We start from the raw sequence: 22036 nt of genomic DNA on the forward strand, positions 1-22036 counted from the left end.
CATCCAGAAAGCTTAAACGTTCGTCCAGAAAGCTTAAACGTTCGTCCAGAAAGCTTAAACGTTCATCCAGAAAGCTTAAACGTTCGTCCAGAAAGCTTAAACGTTCGTCCAGAAAGCTTAAACGTTCATCCAGAAAGCTTAAACGTTCGTCCAGAAAGCTTAAACGTTCGTCCAGAAAGCTCAAACGTTCGTCCAGAAAGCTTAAACGTTCATCGACAAAGCTCAGAGGTTTATCCTAGAGCATAATTTACTAAATGCAAAAAAAAGTCCTATACCCGATTGGGCATAGACACAGTCAACAACAAATATCTCTGTGTCTAATCCCCGATGCCCCATGCCCAGTCCCTTGTATTTGCGATCGCAAACTAACTTAACCTAAATATATGCCTTTAGCAGAGGTAAATTCAAAGGCTATGTTCGATATTTAATTAAATAGTAAGTATCAAGAACAACGGAACTCAGTTTTAACCCTACTTGCAATGTACTAGATAAAGTATCAAAAGTTTTCTGTCTTCACTTGTATAAGCTCCTTTGCCTCATTTCAACCCTTAGAAATGAGGCAATTTTCTATGTTGCTATACACCCATGCGTAATTTTGTCATCGGGGATATAGGCAAAGTGTTAGTGCTGCAATGTATTTTCCTTAACCTAGTATATTGACTTATGCTTCATCTTTCTTTTGCTAGCGATCGCTTTTAAGAAAAAGCTTTAATCTAGTAATCAATTCGATTAGTTAAAAATACTGAGGTCGATTAAGTAGCAAGTTTGATTCAATTAATCAAACAAACGGTTTTGTTATTGTTCCCGTTTGTTTATTAAGTTATGCTACTTACAGACTGGAACCAGATTTTAGACAACATTTTGCCTGATGAGAGTAATGAGGCGCTGATTAGTGAGATATTTGTAAGACCTCTAATAAACGCACTTGGATTTAATGATAAAGAACGTTTTCCACAATTTCCTACAGGACATGGGACAGTAGATTTTGCCGTTCGCAAAAATACTGATGGTGATATTTTTTTATTCTCTAAGAGCAATCCCTATTTACTTGTTGAAGTCAAAGCACGAGCAACAGTAACAGGAGCTAAATTTAATTTATTAGAAGGCACTCCTCAATACATAAACACTAGAGAGCAAATAAAACAATATCTACTTGATTCTAAGTGCAACACATCTCAATGGGGTCTTATTACTGATTCAGTTTATATCCAGTTATTCCGGCGACATGGAAAAATTATATTTCCTGCAACTCCAAATAGTTTAATTAAAAAAGAGAATATTAATACTATCGTTTCCGATGTCAAACATTTAATTGACAATCCGCCCAAAGCCTTAACTGTTTGTGTTTACAACAACAAAGGAGGTGTGGGGAAAACTACAACAACTGTTAATTTAGCAGCGACTCTTGTACAGCAAGGAAAGCAAGTTTTAGTAATTGACTTTGATCCACAGCAAGGAGATTTAACTAAATCTCTTGGCCTAGAAGTAAAAAAAATTAGTTTATATGATTGCCTATCCGATAGAAACTTAAACGTTCACGATACAGTTCAACCATTTAAAGTCAAATTTAAATCTGGTCAAGTGTTCCAATTCGATGTTATTTCCGCAGATCCCAAACTGCTAGATTTTACAGAGCAAGACTTAGCAACAAGAATTGAAAAAGGGGCTGCTAGGTTAAAAGATACTCTAAAACCTTTGGTGTATGAATATGATTATATATTCATAGATTGTCCGACAAACTGGATGTTCTTTAGTCAAAGTAGTCTATACGCTTGTGATGTCGTTTTGATCCCTACCAAGCACAATAATTTAGCATCCCTAAATAATGCAGCTAAAGTAATTAAAGAGTTAGTACCAAAAATTAAGGCAGCTAGACAAGATGGTGGTCCAATCGCCTTACCTATATTTTTCAATGGTGAAAATATCACTCCTCCTCAGCTTAGAATAGCAAATCAGGAAATTGAAGCTATTATTACCAGAGAAAGTAAAGCATCTAATTTCAATTTACGTCCTTATTTTTATCCTAATAACCATACAAAAATATTCAGTCTGCCAAGTTATGCAATTGTAGCAGGTGCAGCCTTTGCTCGAATTCCAGCAGCTTTTACGCATTGTATTGCTACAAATTATTATCTCGATCTAGCTAAGGAGTATTTTATTTTATGAGCGATTTTGATAATATTGGCAAATTAATGCATCTAAAGTTAATTGCGATTAAAGTTGGAGAAAATTTTTCCGAATCGGAATTTATCATCAAAGCAGCAGCAGAGTCTATCTTGCAAGCTGATGGGCGAAATTGGATTCCTGTTATTGTTAAAGAAATTGGTGACTATCAATATCAAGTTGTTAGTAATCATTTTGTATATGCAGTTGCTCAACAAGCTAAGTTAGAGCGAGTCTGGTGTATAGTCATCTCATCAGAACCTCAAAGTATTGAGCAGGCAAAAATTTTAGCTAGAGAAGTTTTACCTAAAGTAAATTTGAATACAGCATCACGAGATACTATTCTAGTTGCACTTAAATATTTAATCTCAGAACCAAGTAGTGCCTTAAAGGGTGTAGATCCTATTGTTGCCACAAACCGAATTGCAGAGTCTAATCGCAAAACTTGGTCTAATTTCAACCCTATTCTTACCTTGAAATGTGGAATTACTAAAGGCAAAAAATTGGATGCTCTTGCAAAAGTATTCTTTCTTCTACCATTACCAGATCCATCGACGTTACCAACACCAGAAATTGTGGGCATCAAATTTGCATCAAGAGATGAAGTGTTTACTCGTTTGATTTATTTGTCAAAATCTAAAATAGATGGTTTTGAAGATATTGATATAGAAAAATCATCTGATATTATATTCAGTGCTAGTAAAGGCAAATGGAAAAGCTTAAATCCTATCTCTAAACTTGAATGTGGCATTGATTCTACAAAAATAAAGACTCTTAAAAAAGTGTTTAGTCTCTAATCTTATCCACTAATTATAGGAATCACAGACACTACTTTCTCAACTTCATCTACCGTAATTTGCGCCAGCCCAAACTGTTCAATAACTGCTGCATTTGTCGTCAAATGCCTACTCACCTCAGCCACTCGATACTGACTTTCTTGTGAAGCTAAAGCAGCTGGCAATAATAACTGATCTGCTAAATGTTCATCCACTGGTGCGCCTGTGTAATGAAACTCAAGCAGTTGCTGACAAGCAATCTCTGCAACTGTTTCCGCCGACAACCGCAAACGCCCAAATCCACCAAAGCCAGTTAAGCTGTTTTTATACTCAGCGGTTAAGAAAATACCTGCCCCAGGTGCCACACCTCTTTCTCTTAAGGTCTGTATAGTAACCTTTAAATGGGCTTCCCGTAATAAATTCTCCGCACGATTCGCCATCCGTTGCGGAATATGGGAAGGCAATTCCGTCACCACTGCTAGTCCCCGCACCTGTTGTAAATCGCCCCGTTCCAATAAGTCGATCCCACCGAGTTTACCACCGCCATCCACCTGTAACTCTACCTCCCCCCCACCTTGGGGATACCACCCCCAAGCGCCTAACTTGACTTGGGCTTCTACACCCATGCGTTGCAGTATGGGTAGATAAACTTGCTCAATGTACGTCGCTGTCGGGCTAAAGTTCACATGAGTTCCACCCTTTAGTGTCACCAGAGAATTGCCAGATGCTAGTGCCAAAGGTAAAAGAATTGTCTGTAAAACTAGAGCGATCGCACCCGCAGAACCCCCTTGTTGTGCTTTACTAACATCAAAGGTATAAATTCCCGCTTGCACAGCACTACCTGGGATAAATTCCAGCAGCATTGAACCTAAAGCATCACCCCGTAGTTGGGCATTACAAATTCTCGCCGCCGCCCGAACTGCTGTTAAGTGTTGTGCTGCTAATCCTGGCTTTTTGCGTCCAGCGCGAATGCCTGTAATTCGTATGGGTTCGCCGGTAATGGCGGCTAGGCTTAAGGAAGTGCGAAGAACTTGTCCGCCTCCCTCTCCGTAGGAACCGTCAATTTCAATCATGGGCGATTATTGGAATGTTGGATTTTGGGTTATCCCCACGGCTGTTAAAATCAAACCACAAATTATAAACGCCCAGCAACTAGCTTTTTAGAGGTAGGTTACACAAATATACAGAGAAATTTCTGATACGTGTTTCTGTAGTTTGCTAATTTTGAGTTTGAAATTGAAGAACCTTGCTTCTAGAGAATTAATTAGAGCATCTAATTTTGTCGTCATATATATCCTTTTTTAACGCAGAGGAACGCAAAGAATTCACTCCTCTGCGAACCTTTGCGCTTCCCTCAGCCCCCTCTGCGTTTTAAAATCTTAACTCTCATCTTTCACAGAACTTTCATGCCACTTACTCAAAAAGTCAGATAGCGCACTCAAGCAGACAAAAATCAATATTTGGTTTCCTGTGTCTGTGCGTCAATAATTACACTCCAGTCATCGTTTTTCACAGCAGCTTCAAGTTGACGTTGACGTTCGGCTTCACTCGCATCTATTGTTTCTGACTCTTTAGAAAGGGTTGTATCAGCCATTGCTTTCCGCAGTTTTAGTTTTTTCTCCTCGTAGGCTTGAAGTTGGGCTTCTGACATTATCGCCTTAGTCGCTTCACCTACCGTACTAGCCCACATTCCGCTTTCAGTTGCATTACCAGGTGGCGTACTTTCGAGTTCTGCTATCCACGCATCTCGCAAATCTTCCATTTCTTGACGCTTGGGAAACTTGAATGCTTGCACGCGTACAAAAGCACACTTTTGCTCGCCATTTTGGCGAAGATGGCTGTTTAAGGAAAGCAACACATTCCGAGAATAGCCAATGTACTGCGTGCGGCGTTCTGCATCTAATACTGCGTAAACTCCGGCAATTTTAGCGTTCTGAGCAGCTACACTCCAAGCCTCAAAGCCAATGATTTCAGTACCATTGTTTGCCAGTTCAGGAGTTATACTCACCTCAATAGCGGCGTGTTCGTTGTCAGAACTATACAAAAAATCATGCAGTCCACGGTGGTTTATGGGGACATTTTGATGTTCAATTGGCGGATTGTGCTGAGTTTCCATTGCAATTGATCTCCAAGTTATTAATTAGCGATGTCTACGACGAACTTCTCTACGAGAGGCTACGCCAATGCTTACACAAGCAAATAATGCCCTTAAAATATTGAAGCTTAAATCTACTCACATCTCCAAATTCTTGTTTTAACAAAGCAAAAACAACTATTAAACTTCTTATGAATCAATTGATACCTAAAAATTGGATGTTCATCAAACAGCGGCTTACCCCTTATTTATTTTTATTACCCGCCTTAGTTCTTTTAGGCTTAACTGTCTTTTGGCCTGCGCTGCAAGCTTTTTACCTCAGCTTTACCAGCTATGAAGACATTGCCCAGCCGCCACTATGGATAGGTTTCGCCAACTTTCTCAAGCTTTGGAAGGATGCAGTTTTTTGGAAAACCTTGGAGAACACTTTTTTATATCTTGTAGGTGTAGTACCAATTTTAGTAATCGCTCCCTTAGTACTGGCAATTTTGGTAAATCAGAAATTGCGGGGAATGAATTGGTTTAGAGCAGCGTACTACACTCCAGTGGTAATTTCAATGGTGGTTGCGGGAATAGCTTGGAAATGGCTGTATGCAGAAAACGGATTACTGAATCAGTTATTTAAAGCTTTAGGTCTTTTTCCAGAAGGTATTCCTTGGCTAACTAGCCCAGCAAAAATTTTTGGCATTGTACCAATTTCTCTTGCCAGCGTCATGGCTGTCACCGTGTGGAAAGGATTAGGCTACTACATGGTGATTTATTTAGCGGGGTTGCAATCAATTCCTGCTGATGTTTACGAAGCCGCAGCTATTGATGGCTCTGATGGTATCAGCAAACATTGGGATATTACCATACCTTTAATGAAGCCATATTTAGCCCTAGTGGCAGTAATTTCGGCTATTTCTGCGACCAAAGTCTTTGAAGAAGTCTACATTATGACTCAAGGAGGCCCACTCAGTAGCTCAAAAACGATTGTTTATTATTTATATGAGCAAGCCTTCAATAACTTGGAAATTAGCTATGCTTGCACGATCGGTCTAGTGCTATTTTTAATAATTTTAGGATTGTCAATTTTGCGATTAGCTATTAATCAGCAAGGTGACGATATCACAATTTAATAAATTTAGAACAAATTATCTTCCCTCAGCCTCGATAATCTAAAAATATTTAAATATCGAGAGTGCATGAAAACAGACACGATTTTTTACACCTTATTCCAAACTCTTCCAGGTGTATTATTTGAACTTTTGGAACAATCGCAAGCTTTAGCATTACACTATCAATTTACCTCAGTAGAAATCAAAGAACTAGCACGTCGTATCGATGGCTTATTCTTACCCAAACCTGAATTTCCAGAAGATACAATCTATTTTGTTGAGGTACAGTTTCAGCGCGATGATGATATTTACTGGCCAATAATCACAGAAGCTTTCCTCTATATCAATCAGTATAAACCTCAACGTCGCTGGCAAGCAGTATTACTTTTTGCTCAACGTAGTCTCGACCCAGGTATACCATTCATTTATCAAACATCATTAGCTCCACAGCAAATCCGTATAATTTATTTAGACGAATTAGATAATGTACCATCATCTTCGATTGGGCTAGGCATAATTAAGTTAGTAGTTGCAGCAGAAGATCAAGCCGTACAGCAAGCGAAAAACTTGATAAAACAAGTACAACAAACGGATGAAGCTAACCGTAACAATCTTTTAGAATTAGTAGAGAGAATGCTTATTTACAAATTTGTAAACAAAAGTCAACAGGAGTTAGAAGCAATGTTTGGATTAACCGATTGGAGACAAACTAAATTTTACCAAGAAGTAAAGGAAGAAACAAAGCAGGAAGTAAAAGAAGAGGTTCGCAAAGAAACAAAGCTCGATACTATACCCCGTCTACTTAAGTTGGGTTTAACTATAGAGCAAATTGCTGAAGCATTAGAGTTAGATGTTAAACAGGTACGACAAGCTATTGAAAAGCAAGGAGAAGAGGGAACAGGAAGTAATTTGTAATTGAAAAGATTTCTTTAAAACCGCTTTTGATATTCCACTACAGCACGACTGTCATCGGTTAAGTTAGTGGAGGCACGTACACGAAATTCATTATTTATCCGGTAATTAATACCCCATTGAAAGGGATCGTTTGTTGTCAAAATTTTAATACTGGAAACGGATATTTTGGAAGAAATGTCAACCCCAGCCTCTGCTGCTAATTCTAAAGTGGAATTGCTTCTTCCAGCTTCGGGATTCTCAGAAATAACGGTAGGAAATATCCGCAGTTCGCTTAAGCCAAAGGTACTCCCAATTTGGTTAAAAGCTGATTGAAAATTGTTAAACACAGCCGAACCTGCGATGTTAATCAGACCTAAAGTACTGTCTGCACGTCCTTGGGTATCTACAAACCCACCTCCTAAAAGAGCAACAATTTCGGTTTGACTACGTGACGGACTACTTGTTAATTCTAGATTTTCATTCAGTTTGCTAGCTAAACCGTTGATAGTGGCTTCGACTCGAACACTCTCTAACGCTGATAAACCTGTAGAATTTACCCGGCTGAAGTCATTACTTTGAGTTACATCTAGTACTTTGGCAAATAGCCGAATATCTAAGTTGGGGTCGCGGGGTTGAGAAGGACTAAAAGTTGCAGTGTGTTTATAGCCACGAGCAAGGTTAAATTGGGTAGTAAATAAATTTACTCCTCCTTTTTCTAACTGAATAGTACCATCGGGTATAGGCTGATTGATTAAGCCGTTAACTATGAGATTACCAGTGGCGCGGAAGTTGAGAATAGGGTCACGGGTAATTTGGACGTTTTTACCTAGTTCCAAATCTAAATTATTAAATCTGGCGTTAGTATTTCCTACCCCATTCCCAATTTCAGATTTGCTCTGCTTATTATCTTTTGTGGGCGATACGCCAATACTACCATTTTCAGATGTCGTGGCGGCGGTAGATTCTGCCAGCAATACTTTACCATCAAATAAATTTACTCTACCGCCAATTATGGGATTAAGGGCAGAACCAGTAATCTGCAAATTGCCACTAGCGCCTCCTTGGTAAAGTCCCTTGAGATTCAACGCTAGCTGATCGAGATTAACAGTCAGGGGATTTTTGATAGTTACGTTCTCATTGTTGAAGATGGGAATTTCACCAGCAGCTTGTACCGTCCCACGGCTAAATCTACCTTGAAGATTTTCTACTAAGATACTGTCAAAATTAAACAGCACTCTACCTGTGACACCTCTCAGCTTACGTGGCAAAGCCTGGGCTGAAAAAGTAGCATTATTAACAGTAGCAATTCCATTTACTTCGGGTTTTTTCAGTGTTCCTCGTACCTTGAGGTCTACTTCTCCTTCACCTTTCTCAAATACCACTTGATTAGTCAATGCGTTTAACAGCCCCAATCCCTCGTTTTCCAATTTCATATCCAAACTGATTTGATCGCTGTCTGGTGCGACGGAAGCAAAAGGTAATTTATAAGGGATGCTGCCAGTAATATCAACAGGTTTTGGCCCAGCAACTGCTACAGTACTACCAAAGTTTAAACGTCCATTGGCATAGCTGAAACTTGCTGTTGCTGACTCTATTTTGCTCTGATTTAGTACTCCTTCTGCGATTTGCAATTCCCCTCTAGCTTGAGGATTAGCAATGCTGCCTGCTAAAGCTGCCGTACCGTTAAGATTACCTGTGATTCCAACTGGTAATTTGACAACATTATTCAATAGTTGTACTGGAAAATTATTCACCCGCAACTGACCAGATTGTTCATCACCACCAACGTTACCCGTAAATGCAATCAGTCTGTTTTGAGATTCGATTCGTAATGGTCGCAAACTTAAAACACCGTTCTCAAAGTTGCCTTCAGCAATCACTTTTTCTGCAGTATAAAAACGATTTCGTTCTTCCTTTTTACCCCACGCAAAGTCTTGTCCATTCAAATTAAAATCCACTGATAATCCATTGGCTGTAGCTGTATTTACAGCCACTTCCCCATTGAAAGTCCCCTTTAAGTCTGCCAAATCTGGTATTGGAGTTGAATTGAGTCGCTGTTCTTCCTGTTCTGCCACCAAAGCTTCAATTTCAGAAAACCGTTGGATTTGAGTTAATAAGGGTTCATCTGGCGTTCCTTGGGGTTTGGTAGTCAGATCCGCTGCTGTGCCGTAGATTTCTGCTGAACCACCTGGCAAATTTTGTAAATCAAATACTCGTGCTACAGCCAGAACATCTTGGATCTCACCCTGCTTGACGTTCAGTTTGCCTTGTAATTGAGGCCCTTTAGGGCTTTGAGCCACAGTACCGACAACGGCGTAGCTACTTTTTCCTTTGACAAATTCGCTACTAGTGAGTGTGGCTTTACCGTTACCGTAGCGGAATTGAGCAGCTAAACGATCGCCTTTAACCCGGCCAATTTGGGGATTTGCGATCGCTAAATTCCCCGTTGTTGCCAATGTCTGCTGATTAAACAGCAAATCTCCAGTTAACAATCCAGCTATCTTACCAGCACCCAAGCGAGTAATCGGTGGCGGCGTCAAATTCAATATTTGTAAGGGGAAATTTGCCAGTTTCAGTGCCCAATCATTTCCTTGAACGTTACCTGTAGCTGATGCTTGCTGCCATTTGACTAAGAAAGATTTCGGGCGATTATTGGCATCTAAATTGAAAGATAGGCGATCGCTATTACCTGCCAAGTTTAAACTCAAACCGCGTCCCTGTACTGAATCGATGTTTCCAGTTAACAATGGCTCAAAAGCAATATCTTGCACAATCAAGTCTCGTAAGTTGATTTGCCCTACGACATTTGGCAAGGGCAGTTTCCCAGTAATTTGACCATTAAAATCTACTCTCCCCGCCACAGCAACCTGATTGGGAAGATTGATTGGTAACTGTTTCAAGTTGTAATTCTGGGCTTGGACGTTGAGATTTAGGGCAGTAATTTCCGGTATCCCTACCTGTTTTGCATTGGCTAATATGTTACCAGTCACACTTAAACCGGGAGCAGTTGCTCGCTCAATAGTCAGCCTTTCACCACTCCAAGCGATCGCAGCTGTCAAGGGTTGCTCTAAACCAGGGATACCTTGAGATAATTGCACCTGTCCAGCTGCACGCACATCAGCTAATTTGGACGATCCGAGCGTACCGGCTAATTGCAATTGACCGCCAAACTGACCTCGTAATTGCTGATTTAACCGATTTAATTCCACATCGGCAGCATCGACGACAGCTTGATAGCGACCATTAGCTACTTGGATATTAGAGGCTGTAATATTTCCACCTGCAACATCCAGCCGTCCCTGACCGTTAGCTTGGATCGTTTGCGGTTGGAAAGAATCAACAGAACCCGCCACGTTTGCTTGACCAGTTAACGTCCCTCGAAACTGTGGTGGTACTGCTGCTAACTGTTGTAACGGTACATTAGTTGCCTCAACTTGCGCCTGGTATACACCATTACCCACTTGGATATTAGAGGCTGTAATGGTTCCACCTGCAACATTTACCCGCGCTTGACCGTTGGCTTGGATAGTTTGCGGTTGGAAAGAATCAACAGAACCCGCTACGTTTACTTGACCAGTTAACGTCCCTCGAAACTGCGGTGGTACTGCTGCCAACTGCTGCACCGGTACATTATTTGCTTGAACTTGTGCCTGATATACACCATTAGCAAGTTGGATATTAGAGGCTGCGATCGTCCCACGCCCAACATTTATCCGCGCTTGACCACTGGCTTGAATAGTTTGTGGTTTAAAAGAATCAACAGAACCCGCTACATCGAACTTACCAGTTAACGCCCCTTGAAATTGCTTTGGTACTTTTGCCAACTTCTGCACAGGCACATTCTTAGCCTGAACTTGTGCCTGATAGACACCATTCGCCACTTGGATATTAGAGGCTGTAACCGTACCCTTGCCAATAGCAAGGCGACCCTCACCACTGCCACGGAAGGTTTTCAGGCTGAAATCATCTCTGCTACCTGCGATTTGAAACGTTCCCGCCAAAGGATTATCTAAAGCTGAGGGAGACTGTTTCAATATTTGTCCCAACCACACACCATTAGCTACAAGTTGAGCCGAGAAACTTTGGTCTTGCAGTTGGATATTAGAAATTGCAACTGTGCCGCCACCAATTTGAACTCCTGCACCATCACTGCGAATTGTGGCAATTTCAAATGGTGCTGTGCTGCCTGAGAGGATGAGACGACCATTGAATTGTGCCCCAGCCAAGGAGACATTTTGCAGTTGACTCTTGTCTACAAAGGGTTCTAATTTTACCCCAGAGGCAACAGCCAGAGCTTGCCAACGCTCATTGGCATAACTACCAGTTGCCCGAACTGTACCACCACTTATATTCAGAGCGACATTACGGAAAGAGACGGTGCGATTTGGAGCGATCGCAACTTCACCAGTTCCGGGGTAAGTTCCATTAGGAGCTTGAAACTGTACCACGGTTTGGACATTGGTAGGAGCGCCAGTTAGTTGAGCGGTACCTGAGACATTGCCGATTTGAAAGGTAGGTGTTGTTTCGTAGACATTTGCGATCGCATCTCCTGGAACATTCTTGGCAGCGAAATTTAAATCCAGTCGCGGACTCTTACCAAGTTGAATTGTACCAGCGCCAGTAATCTCACCACCAACTTTAGCTTTACCTTGAATATCTTTTAGGGTAATTAAAGAAGAACTAGTAACAAGCTCAAACTTACTACTGATGCTATTAAAATCAACTTTGTCAATCCGGGCAGTTTGAATCGTCGTAACCGAGCCGGAGAGAATTGGCTCTTTGGTTGCTCCAGTAATTTGTAAAGAAGCTTGTACTTGTCCAGCGATCGCTACAGGTAATTTTACCTTGAGAGTCTCTTGGGCATTCGCCAAACTTACCGCATTTACACGCGCTGCCAACTTCAAGCCTGCTTTCGTGTCGACGATTCCCGTAGCCACTAAAGGAATTTTGCCGTAGTTGCTAGTCACATTATTTAACTGCAACTCTGTTCCTTGGAAGTGGAGGTTTCCTTGACTATTGCTCAACAGTTGCGGGACTTTGGGTATTTGCAGCGTTACCCCTTGCACAGTAGCGTTGCCAAACAATAGAGTTGGCTGTCCTGGTGTCAACCGAACTAACAAATCGCCATTGGCTCGACCCGCCTGTAAGTTCACTGGTAACTTAATCAACCGAGTAATATTCTCAGCCAAAAAATCTTGTGCTTGCACCTGGAAAGTCCCTGCTAGCACCTTAGAACGTGTCTCTCCCTGAATGGAAATATTGCCACCACTGTCTGCTTGACCCCCGACTTCAAACCGTATCAACTGATTATTTGCTAAAAGTTGAGCAGAACCATTGAGTTGAGAAAATAGCACCGGCAATTGCTGAGTGTTGTTAGCGGTAGCAGGGCGTTTATCCAGTACTGAATTAGAATTTGGGTATTCTCCCTTGCCCCCCTGCCCCCCTGCTCCCCGGTCACTGAGTGTAGCCGAAGTGCTGCCCCCCTGCTCCTCTACCCCCTCATCTCCCTCTACTCTCTCATCCGGCATCAAGGCCAGCTTGGCATTCCGAAACCGCAGGTAGTCCAAATCGGTTTTAATTGCACTGCTTCCACCTGACGACGTGATGGTAGTGGAAACCCAACGCCCTTGGTCATCCTGATCAATGTAAATATCTGGGTTGACTAAGGTTACATCTAGCTTTAGATGGCGATTAAAAATTAGTTGTAACAGATCAAAACCCACCTCTACAGATTCGACTGTGGCCCGATCTGCATCTGTGGGTGTGGCTGGGATAGCTGAAGCCCCAAACTGTACTCCTGTCAACGAAAATTGTGTGACTCTTCCCAGTTTTACCGGACGGTTGAGTGTAGTAGTTAGACTTTGTTGTGCTAACGGCGTTAACTCCGTTTGGACAAAAGTCCACAACCGCCAAATACCAACGATAACTCCTAACAGCAAAAGTCCACTCAAGGCAATGCTACCCCGGCTCAACACCAGCAACCACAAACGTTTGCGGATAAGGGAGGGGGAATGAATATCTTGATTGGTAGATTTAGTCATTTGCTTTCACTGTATTAATTGCCGGATGTCGCTGGCACACACAAGCATTAACTGGCACATTGGTTCAGTATGCCATTTCCAGGATACGCCAACTAAACCCAAGACCCCATTGGTTGAGTTACGGTATTTTATCGATCCAATACTTATGCTTAATAATATTGGCGTTTTCAGGAAAATCTGAATAGAGTGAAAATTATTCCTGTGACTTTCCTTGAGGCACAATCTCGAACTTTAATATGAATAAACCTTAAAAAGGACAGATGATTACACCAATGCGTGTTTTTGTGTTAATTTTTAATGCTCGAACGGAAAATGAGGGGATTCACACAATTCGGGAAGGCGATCGCAATAAAATTCTGATGTTCGAGTCAGAAGACGATGCGACACGCTTTGCCCTGATGTTAGAAGCTCAAGATTTCCCCGCGCCCACACCGGAGCCGATCGATGCTGAAGAAATCAAGGAATTTTGCGAAAGTGCTGGATATGAATGGGAAATCATCCCAGAAAACAGCAATTTAGTTGTAACTCCCCCAGAACTTAACGTCGAAAAAACTGACTGGCAAGAAGATGCCCAGAAGGAGGATACTGTTGAAGACACTTTCCCTCTCAATCAACAGCCGCTAGAAGAACCAGAATTGTCTGATTCTGAATTAGAGAAAATTCGTCGCAAATTGGAAGGGCTGTTGTAAGTAGTCATTAGTCATTAGTCATTAGTCATTAGTCATTGGTCATTAGTCACTGGTCGCTAACTGACAAATGACAAATGACAACGGACAAATGACAACGGACAAATGACAAAGGACAAATGACAAATGACAAATTTGCAAGAACGCGGGCATCTTTTAACTGAGCTGGTCAATCCTAATAGTCTGAACTTAGACCAGCTTAGTTCCCTGGAATTGGTGGAGTTATTTAATGACGAAGACCAAAAGGCTGTTGCAGCAGTTGCAGCGGCTAAAATTCAGTTGGCAGAGGCAATTGAGCGCACCGCAGAGCGTTTGCGCCACGGAGGACGCCTATTTTATATCGGTGCGGGTACAAGTGGCAGGTTAGGGGTGTTAGATGCTGCGGAGTGTCCACCTACTTTTTGTACACCCCCAGAGTTGGTACAGGGGATTATTGCTGGTGGTGCTGGCGCACTAGTACGCAGTTCTGAAGATTTAGAAGACAGTATTGAAGATGGTGAGGCTGCGATCGCTGGGCGGCACGTTACCCAATTAGATGTCGTAGTTGGCATTACCGCTGGTGGGACAACGCCTTATGTCCACGGTGCGCTTCATGCTGCTCGTCAGCGAGGAGCTACAACTATTTTTATCGCCTGTGTTCCTGCTGAACAAGTTAGCTTTGATGCTGATATTGACATTCGTCTATTAACAGGGCCAGAAATAATTGCCGGTTCAACTCGCCTGAAAGCTGGTACAGCCACTAAATTAGCTTTAAATATCCTTTCTAGCGGCGTGATGGTCAAGCTAGGCAAAGTTTATGGCAATCGCATGGTGGATGTAGCAGTAACAAATCAAAAATTACGCGATCGCGCTTTGCGAATTTTGCAAGACCTCACAGGTTTAAGTCGGGAAACTGCGGGTTTTTTACTAGAACGTAGTGGTAAATGGGTCAAGCTGGCGCTATTGATGCACTGGACTGGTTTGGAAAAAGATGAAGGCGATCGGCTACTTTCAGAACACCAAAGTAATCTCAGGGCAGCTGTTGTCAGCTATGAAAACCACAAACAACCTTGAATACATTTTCTAAATAAATACTTTCTAATCTGGCTGCTACTTGTTTTAGTAGCACGCCTTTTTTTTAAGAAAAATATTTCTTAGAAAAGCTAACATTAATTAGCATAATTAAGAATAGTAAACTTAAATAAATATTTTTAACATATATTCTCAATGTGAATAACTAAAGTAGAACTCTTTGGAGAATACTAATGTTTTTTAAACAAAAATTCAGAACTTATACGGATATGATTCAGTATGAAAATTCTTAAAATAATATATCAGTACACTATGATGTTGACTATGGCAACCTACTTTAGTTATAAATATTAGCAGAAAAGTAAACTCTGCCAATAAAGACTTTATGCTAGATAAATTATTTACTAGCAATAGTTTTGCCATTTTAACATCTGCGTTGCTTTTAATAATCTTGATTTAGACTGCTATATATCAAATGCATTTGCACTTATTCATATATCTGCCATCGCTATATAGCTAGAACACTGCCATCAAAGTGTTGCCTATCTTTAACAAGTGACCTAATAAATTTATCTGGTTAATTGAGATGGTAGGTAGATTTACGGCGCGTTCTACTAGTATCGGTTTTTAATGGCTAGATTTTTAATAAAAGGAACAAACTATGCCTCATCAAGAACTTATTTCAAATAACCTAGTAAATGAATTCAAAACTTGTACTCAGTTGCAATACAATGGCAAATTAAATATTAAAAGTTCAAAAGGCAGCCAATGGACTTTTTACTATCGACTAGGACGGATAGTTTGGGCAACAGGAGGAACTCATCCCTTCCGACGTTGGCGTAGACATATAGCTCAAAATTGTCCCCAGATTGATGTTGATAAGTTGCAGTTACGTGGGCAAGACCTATCAATTGATTACTGGGACTATAAACTTATAGAAGTATTTTATAAAAAACAGAAAATTCAGAGGGAACAGATTCAATCTATTGCAGAAAATACAATAGCAGAACTATTATTTGACCTAGCTTTGCAAGGAAACTTTGCTTCTCTAAGTTGCAATCGCAACCAAGAAGTTATCTTAGAAACTCCAATGAGTTTCACGAGTGCAGAAATGTCTGTAAAGCACATGCAAGACTCATGGAGAATTTGGTCAGAAGCAGGTTTAGCAAATTTCTCTCCTGACTTAGCACCAATTCTACGGCGACCAGAACAACTTGAGCAGATGGTAAGTCCATCTGTCTACAAAAACTTTGTAAATTTAATCAATGGCAAATTCACTCTGCGAGATTTAGCTATGAAAATGAAGCAGAGTGTATTACCACTGACTCGTTCATTGCTTCCTTATATCCTTAAAGGAATCATCGAATTAGTAGAAGTACCTGACTTGCCTTTAGGAATTACTGAAGTTAACAATAACTCTACCACCACACAAGCCAAGAAGCGGATTGCTCCACTAGTGGCTTGCGTCGATGATAGCCCTCAAGTATGTAAAATGGTAGAGCATATTGTCACTTCCAATGGATTTAGGTTTGTCAAAATTCAAGATGCTGTACAAGCCCTACCAACTCTGATTCAGGATAAACCAGACCTGATTTTTTTGGATTTGATTATGCCAGTCGCCAGTGGTTACGAAATTTGTACTCAGTTACGAAGAATATCTACATTTTCCAACACACCAATAATTATATTAACAGGCAGTGATGGTCTTTTAGATAGAGTTCGTGCCAAAGTAGTTGGTTCTACAGATTTTCTCACTAAACCTGTAGTGGCTGATAAGGTAATGAGTATAATACGTAAGTATTTACCTACACAGAGCATATCCAACGTATCCCACGATAAAAGAAAATCTAATTTAGAGGTTTGTAATTAGGAAGAATTAAAAGCAATTTTTGATTCTGAATTATTCCTCAAAATTTCTAGATTTTTTCACCTCAGTAAAATTAATTTATTGAGGTTAAACAATTTTAGATTTACTCTATTTATCAAATCAAAGGCTTGTCAATTGATTTAGAATTTTAGATTTATTCTTGCCTTAAAATTATCTTGCTCTCAGTCTATGTGAAATTTTCAATATTCAATACAAAATTTAAAATTATATTTTAAAGATATTTTATATCCTATTAATTTATATTTATTACGTACTTTTTCTGAGGTTGATACATAAAGATTGTATCAAAATTAGACAAATACAAATTCTTGTATTTATAGCAGTCCTATTTAATTTATTAAATATTGTTTAGGGCAGAGGGGTTAGGGCTAGTCTCTAGTCCCTTCCATGTCTTTTTAAGGAATCATTTAGGATTTGTCTATTTTGTTTATATTTTGAGAGAAAGTTAACGAGTAATTGCCATGAATACTGTTTTAGTTGTTGAAGATGGCTTAACAGATATGGAAATAATCAGCCGTTACTTGCAACAGGCAGGTTATTCTGTGATTAGCGCCACTAGTAGTGAAGAGGCTCAAGACAAAATAGATAAAAATAAGCCAGACTTAATATTTCTCGACGTAATTTTACCGGGTAAAAGTGGTTTTGAAATTTGCAGAGAACTCAAAAATAATCCGGACACTAGCAAGATACCCGTAGTTTTTTGCTCTACAAAAAATAGTGATGTAGATAAAATTTGGGGTAATATGTTAGGGGCTGATGGTTATCTATCAAAACCGATTGACCGAGACGAACTAGTGGTAATTTTAAAGCGACTAATTAACTAGTAACCTATCATAAATCAACAAATACTAAAAACCACAATTGTTTAAATTAATCTTTCCAAGAATAAACAATAACTGCAAATATTGGCTAAAGATAAATAATCAAGAACAAAGGATCGATAGCTTTGGAAACCCAGGAAAAGTTTTTAAGTTTTAATTTGGGAGTAACTGATACAGCCGTAATTTCTTTACGACACATCGCAGAAGTTTTGCAAGTATCATTACCAGAAATATGCGGCGTTCCTCAAATGCCAAGTAGTGTCTTGGGTATTTATAATTGGCGCGGTGAGATGCTTTGGTTAGTCGATTTAGAGGCAATGTTAGGTTATCCTCCAATTTCACCAGGGTCAAATTTAGTTTCAAAAATGATGGCAATTATTCTAGAAAATAAAGGTAAGTATTTGGGACTATTGGTGCGGCAAATTATAGATATTGAATGGCTGGATGCTAAAGAAATGAAGGCTACAAATACTGAATTGTTTTATCCAAAAATATCACCTTTTTTAGAGGGATACTTTATTAATGATTCGGAGGAGATAATTTTTAATTTGGATGCGACAACTATTATTCAATCTTCAGCATGGGGGATTCATAATTGAATATTTAGTGAGGTGTGATTAGGTATATTGTTTTGAAAACTCCTAATCCTTAATGAGCAAATATCAGATAAATATCGCTTTCCACATATCCAGTTATTACCAATCACAATTTTGAGGTTAATCAAATGACATTTTTGTATAACAATAGCCATGATAACGAACATCTAATCTCTGAATTAGAGAATCAGAATGGTAACGCTCATATAGCAAATATTGCTAGTAATGAAATATCTTTATTAAGTGCGATCGCTCAAGAATTTAAAACTTGGCGGCGACAGATGAAAGATATCGCAACTCACATGCGCCAAGCCCCAAACATTGATACATTACTTAAAATTACTGTAGCACAAATTAGAGAAAAAATTGGCTGCGATCGCGCCTTAATTTATCAGTTTACTTCGCGAGAATCCGGTAATGTTTTAGCAGAATCGAGAACATTAGGTTGGACTCCAACTTTAGGCGAAAATATTCCCGGAATTATTTTTGGTTTATATACCAATCAAGACTATGTAGAAGCTGTAGTTATTGATGATATTAATCAGATTCAATTTACCCCTTATCAAAAGCAACTGCTAGATAAATTTCAAATTAAAGCTAGTTTGAGTTTACCGATTGTAGTAGAAGGTAAAGCCTGGGGTTTACTAGCAGTCAATAATTGCTACTCAACGCGACAGTGGCAAGAAGTAGAAATTAGCCTACTATCTCAACTGACAACAGAACTAATTTACAAATTACAAAGTTTTGAATTCCAAAAAGAACAGCAACAGCGGCTACTAGCAAAAAAATCGGTAGCTAAAGTCATCGACAAAATTCTGCGGGTGTCAAATGTCGATAAGCTTTTTCAAACAACCACTCAAGAAGTACGCCAATTACTAAAATGCGATCGCGTCGGTGTCTATCGCTTCAAACCTGACTGGAGTGGTGAGTTTGTCGCTGAGTCAGTGGGTAACGGTTGGATAAAAATGGTTGGCCCTGATTTTTATATGGTCTGGGAAGATACCCACTTACAAGAAACTCAAGGAGGACGTTATGCCAAAGGTGAAAGCTTTGTAGTTAATGACATTTACCAAATGGGCCATGCTCAATGTCACATTGACATTTTAGAGCAGTATGAAATGAAGGCTTACATCATTGCACCCATATTTGCCGGAGAAAAATTATGGGGTTTGTTGGCAGCTTATCAAAATTCTGGGCCTCGTGATTGGCAACCTTGGGAAGAAACCTTTGTAACTCAAATTGGGTTGCAATTTGGTGTAGCTATCTCACAAGGGGAATATCTCGAACAAGTGCAGACAAAATCTGACCAACTAGCTAAAATAGTTGAACAAGAGAAAGTTTTCACTAAAATAGTCAACCGCATCAGACAATCTTTAGATGTAGAAAGCGTCTTCAAAACAACCACTCAAGAAGTGCGTCAATCACTACAATGCGATCGCGTTGCTGTCTATCGTTTTAACCCTGACTGGGGTGGTGAATTTGTGGCTGAGTCTGTGAGTACTGGTTGGACAAAACTGGTAGGCCCTGATATTAAAACTGTTTTGGACGATACCTACTTACAAGAAACTAAGGGAGGTCGGTACGTCAGAGGTGAAAACTTTATCGTTAATAATATCTATGAAGTAGGGCTGGCTCCCTGTCATATTGAGATTTTAGAGCAGTTTGAAGCCAAAGCTTACATAATTGTTCCGATATTTTTCGGGGATAAATTGTGGGGATTGCTGGCAGCTTATCAAAATTCTAGCTCCCGTGAATGGCAAAGCTGGGAAGTGAACTTTTTGGTTCAAACTAGCTTGCAATTTAGCCTAGCTAAATCACAGATAGACTATTTGGAATTAGTGCGGGTGAAATCTGAAAAACTAGCTCAAATAGCGGAACAAGAGAAAGCTGTCACCAAAATAAGTAACCGCATCCGCCAATCTTTAGATGTAGAAGAAATCTTCAAAACAACTACTCAAGAAGTCAGGCAATTACTGCGATGCGATCGCGTTGCCGTGTATCGTTTCAATCCGAACTGGAGTGGGGAATTTATCGCAGAGTCAGCAGGTCATCTGTGGGTAAAATTGGTAGGCCCCGATATCAAAACCGTCTGGGAAGATACCCACTTACAAGAAACTCAGGGAGGTCGATATGCCCAAGGAGAAAACTTTGTTGTAAATGATATCTATCAGGTAGGTCATTCTCCTTGTCACATTGAAGTTTTAGAGCAATTTGAAGCCAAAGCTTATGTAATTGTTCCTGTATTTGCAGGGGAACAATTGTGGGGATTGCTAGCAGCTTATCAAAATTCGGTCACTCGTGATTGGGAAGAATCGGAAGTTACTTTGTTGGCACGTATTGGCAGCCAGTTAGGACTGGCATTACAACACACCGAATACTTGCAACAAGTACAAGCGCAGTCAGCAAAATTAGCAGAAGCAGCAACACGGGAAAAGGCAGCCAAGGAGTTACTCCAACAACGATCAATTCAACTCCTAACAGCCCTTAGACCCGCTCTCAACGGCGACTTAACAGTACGCGCACCGATTACAGAAGACGAGCTAGGCACGATCGCAGATGCTTACAATAATACTCTGCAAGCACTGCGGCAAATTGTTGTTCAAGTACAAGGTGCTGCTCAACAAGTTGCCCAAACTTCTAGCAATAGCGAGTCTTCATTAGCGGGACTAACCAATCTAGCACAACAACAGTCTGAGGACATTACCACAGCTTTAGGTGACATTCAACAAATGGTGGACTCTACTCAAGCTGTAGTAGCGAATGCTGAGTTAGTACAACTAGCAGTGCAAAAAGCCAATCAAACTGTAGAGTCTGGCGATACTGCCATGAACCTAACTGTAAAAGCAATCCAAGGAATTCGTGAAACCGTTGCTCAAACCAGCAAAAAGATTAAACGCCTCAGCGAATCTTCGCAAAAAATCTCCAAAGTGGTGAATTTGATTGGTAATTTTGCCACACAGACAAACGTACTCGCTTTGAATGCAGCCATTGAAGCTACTCGTGCTGGTGAATATGGCAAAGGCTTTGCAGTTGTGGCTGATGAAGTCCGTTCTTTATCTCGCCAATCAGCAGCAGCAACCATCGAAATTGAAAAATTAGTTCAGGAGATTCAAGCAGAAACCGGAGAAGTTGCAGTAGCGATGGAAACTGGTATTCAGCAGGTAGTAGAAGGTACAAATCTTGTTAGTGACACTCGCCAAAACTTAAATGCGATCGTTTCTGCAACTGCTGAAATTAGTCAGCTAATCGAGCGAATTACCGCAGCGACTCAAAAACAAATGGCGCAGTCTGTAACAGTAACTAAATCAATGCAAGATGTTGCAGAGATTGCCGATAAAACTTTTGCGGAATCTCAAGAGATTGCGACTGTGTTCCAAGATTTATCAGGCATGGCGCAAGAGCTATTAACAACTGCTAGTAAGTTTAAAGTGAAATGAAACATAGTTAGGAGTTAGGAGTTAGAAGTTAAGAGTTAGAAGTTATTAGGTCAAAGCATTAATTATATAAAACACTATTTCATTGGCAAATATAAAATGCTTTGACCTTAATTACTTTTAATTTTTTAGTTAAACAGAGGAGAAGAGTAATTGGCAGAGAGTATTATTCAACAGAAAAGTTTTAAATTTGCTTTAGAAATTATTCACCTATATATTAAATTGCAAGAGCAACGGGAATATGTGCTTTCTAAGCAATTACTACGAAGTGGGACAAGTATTGGCGCGAATGTTGAAGAGGCTAGCGGTGGTCAGAGTAGAAAGGATTTCTTGGCAAAAATGTATATTGCATACAAAGAAGCTAGGGAAACCAAATACTGGCTACGTCTACTACAACAGTCCAAACTAGTAAAGATTGATTTAACTAATGAACTAATCTATGCAGACGAAATCATTCGGATTTTGAGTTCAATAGTCAAGACAACTGAAAAATCACTTGGTCGATCAACTCTTGACTCCTAACTCCTAACTTTT

At 40.1% G+C, this 22036-nt stretch carries 15 protein-coding genes; 12 read left to right on the plus strand and 3 right to left on the minus strand.

The window, feature by feature from the left end; translation table 11 throughout:
- The 3 genes from RMY16_RS10255 to RMY16_RS10265 form a co-directional block, all read left to right on the plus strand.
- A partial coding sequence (locus tag RMY16_RS10255) for a hypothetical protein (protein ID WP_322736262.1) occupies positions 1–246 on the plus strand: 246 nt, incomplete at its 5' end.
- A 576-nt stretch (positions 247–822) separates the two neighbouring features.
- Positions 823–2166: an AAA family ATPase gene (locus RMY16_RS10260; protein WP_322736263.1), complete on the plus strand. Its 1344-nt coding sequence runs from the start codon at positions 823–825 to the stop codon at positions 2164–2166.
- Complete coding sequence (locus RMY16_RS10265) at positions 2163–2960, plus strand: Rho termination factor (RefSeq protein WP_322736264.1); 798 nt, start codon at positions 2163–2165, stop codon at positions 2958–2960. The genes RMY16_RS10260 and RMY16_RS10265 overlap by 4 nt, the downstream gene beginning before the upstream one ends.
- Before the next feature lie 2 nt (positions 2961–2962).
- Here the strand turns inward: RMY16_RS10265 and rtcA are convergent, their stop codons facing one another.
- Together rtcA and RMY16_RS10275 are read right to left on the minus strand one after the other, a co-directional pair.
- Complete coding sequence (rtcA, locus tag RMY16_RS10270) at positions 2963–4012, minus strand: RNA 3'-terminal phosphate cyclase (RefSeq protein WP_322736265.1); 1050 nt, start codon at positions 4010–4012, stop codon at positions 2963–2965.
- A gap of 380 nt (positions 4013–4392) precedes the next feature.
- The gene (locus tag RMY16_RS10275; protein ID WP_322736266.1) at positions 4393–5055 is read right to left on the minus strand and encodes a GIY-YIG nuclease family protein; all 663 of its coding nucleotides are present in this window, start codon (positions 5053–5055) and stop codon (positions 4393–4395) included.
- Between the two features lie 170 nt (positions 5056–5225).
- Here RMY16_RS10275 and RMY16_RS10280 point away from each other — a divergent pair, with 170 nt between their 5' ends.
- Together RMY16_RS10280 and RMY16_RS10285 are read left to right on the plus strand one after the other, a co-directional pair.
- Complete coding sequence (locus RMY16_RS10280; RefSeq protein WP_322664519.1) at positions 5226–6152, plus strand: sugar ABC transporter permease; 927 nt, start codon at positions 5226–5228, stop codon at positions 6150–6152.
- A 66-nt stretch (positions 6153–6218) separates the two neighbouring features.
- The gene (locus tag RMY16_RS10285; protein WP_322736267.1) at positions 6219–7046 is read left to right on the plus strand and encodes an Rpn family recombination-promoting nuclease/putative transposase; all 828 of its coding nucleotides are present in this window, start codon (positions 6219–6221) and stop codon (positions 7044–7046) included.
- Between the two features lie 14 nt (positions 7047–7060).
- On the opposite strand, the gene RMY16_RS10290 is transcribed toward RMY16_RS10285, so the two are convergent.
- The gene (locus RMY16_RS10290) at positions 7061–13066 is read right to left on the minus strand and encodes a translocation/assembly module TamB domain-containing protein (protein ID WP_322736268.1); all 6006 of its coding nucleotides are present in this window, start codon (positions 13064–13066) and stop codon (positions 7061–7063) included.
- Positions 13067–13326: 260 nt separating this feature from the next.
- Between RMY16_RS10290 and RMY16_RS10295 the strand changes: the two genes are divergently transcribed.
- The 7 genes from RMY16_RS10295 (at position 13327) to RMY16_RS10325 (ending at position 22024) form a co-directional block, all read left to right on the plus strand.
- Positions 13327–13755: a DUF3110 domain-containing protein gene (locus RMY16_RS10295; protein ID WP_292737701.1), complete on the plus strand. Its 429-nt coding sequence runs from the start codon at positions 13327–13329 to the stop codon at positions 13753–13755.
- 123 nt (positions 13756–13878) lie between these two features.
- Positions 13879–14805 (plus strand): N-acetylmuramic acid 6-phosphate etherase, encoded by a 927-nt coding sequence (gene murQ / locus RMY16_RS10300; RefSeq protein ID WP_322664523.1) that lies wholly within the window; start codon positions 13879–13881, stop codon positions 14803–14805.
- Between the two features lie 619 nt (positions 14806–15424).
- Entirely contained in the window at positions 15425–16633 is a 1209-nt protein-coding gene (locus RMY16_RS10305) for a response regulator (protein WP_322736269.1), read from the plus strand.
- A 479-nt stretch (positions 16634–17112) separates the two neighbouring features.
- Complete coding sequence (locus RMY16_RS10310; RefSeq protein ID WP_322736270.1) at positions 17113–17475, plus strand: response regulator transcription factor; 363 nt, start codon at positions 17113–17115, stop codon at positions 17473–17475.
- Positions 17476–17597: 122 nt separating this feature from the next.
- Positions 17598–18071, plus strand: coding sequence for a chemotaxis protein CheW (locus tag RMY16_RS10315; RefSeq protein WP_322736271.1), 474 nt, complete (start codon positions 17598–17600; stop codon positions 18069–18071).
- 125 nt (positions 18072–18196) lie between these two features.
- Positions 18197–21505: a GAF domain-containing protein gene (locus tag RMY16_RS10320; RefSeq protein ID WP_322736272.1), complete on the plus strand. Its 3309-nt coding sequence runs from the start codon at positions 18197–18199 to the stop codon at positions 21503–21505.
- A 150-nt stretch (positions 21506–21655) separates the two neighbouring features.
- Positions 21656–22024: a four helix bundle protein gene (locus RMY16_RS10325; protein WP_322736273.1), complete on the plus strand. Its 369-nt coding sequence runs from the start codon at positions 21656–21658 to the stop codon at positions 22022–22024.
- Positions 22025–22036 lie beyond the last annotated feature (12 nt).

The sequence above is a fragment of the Nostoc sp. DedQUE12b genome (assembly GCF_034530835.1).
Lineage (GTDB): Bacteria > Cyanobacteriota > Cyanobacteriia > Cyanobacteriales > Nostocaceae > Nostoc.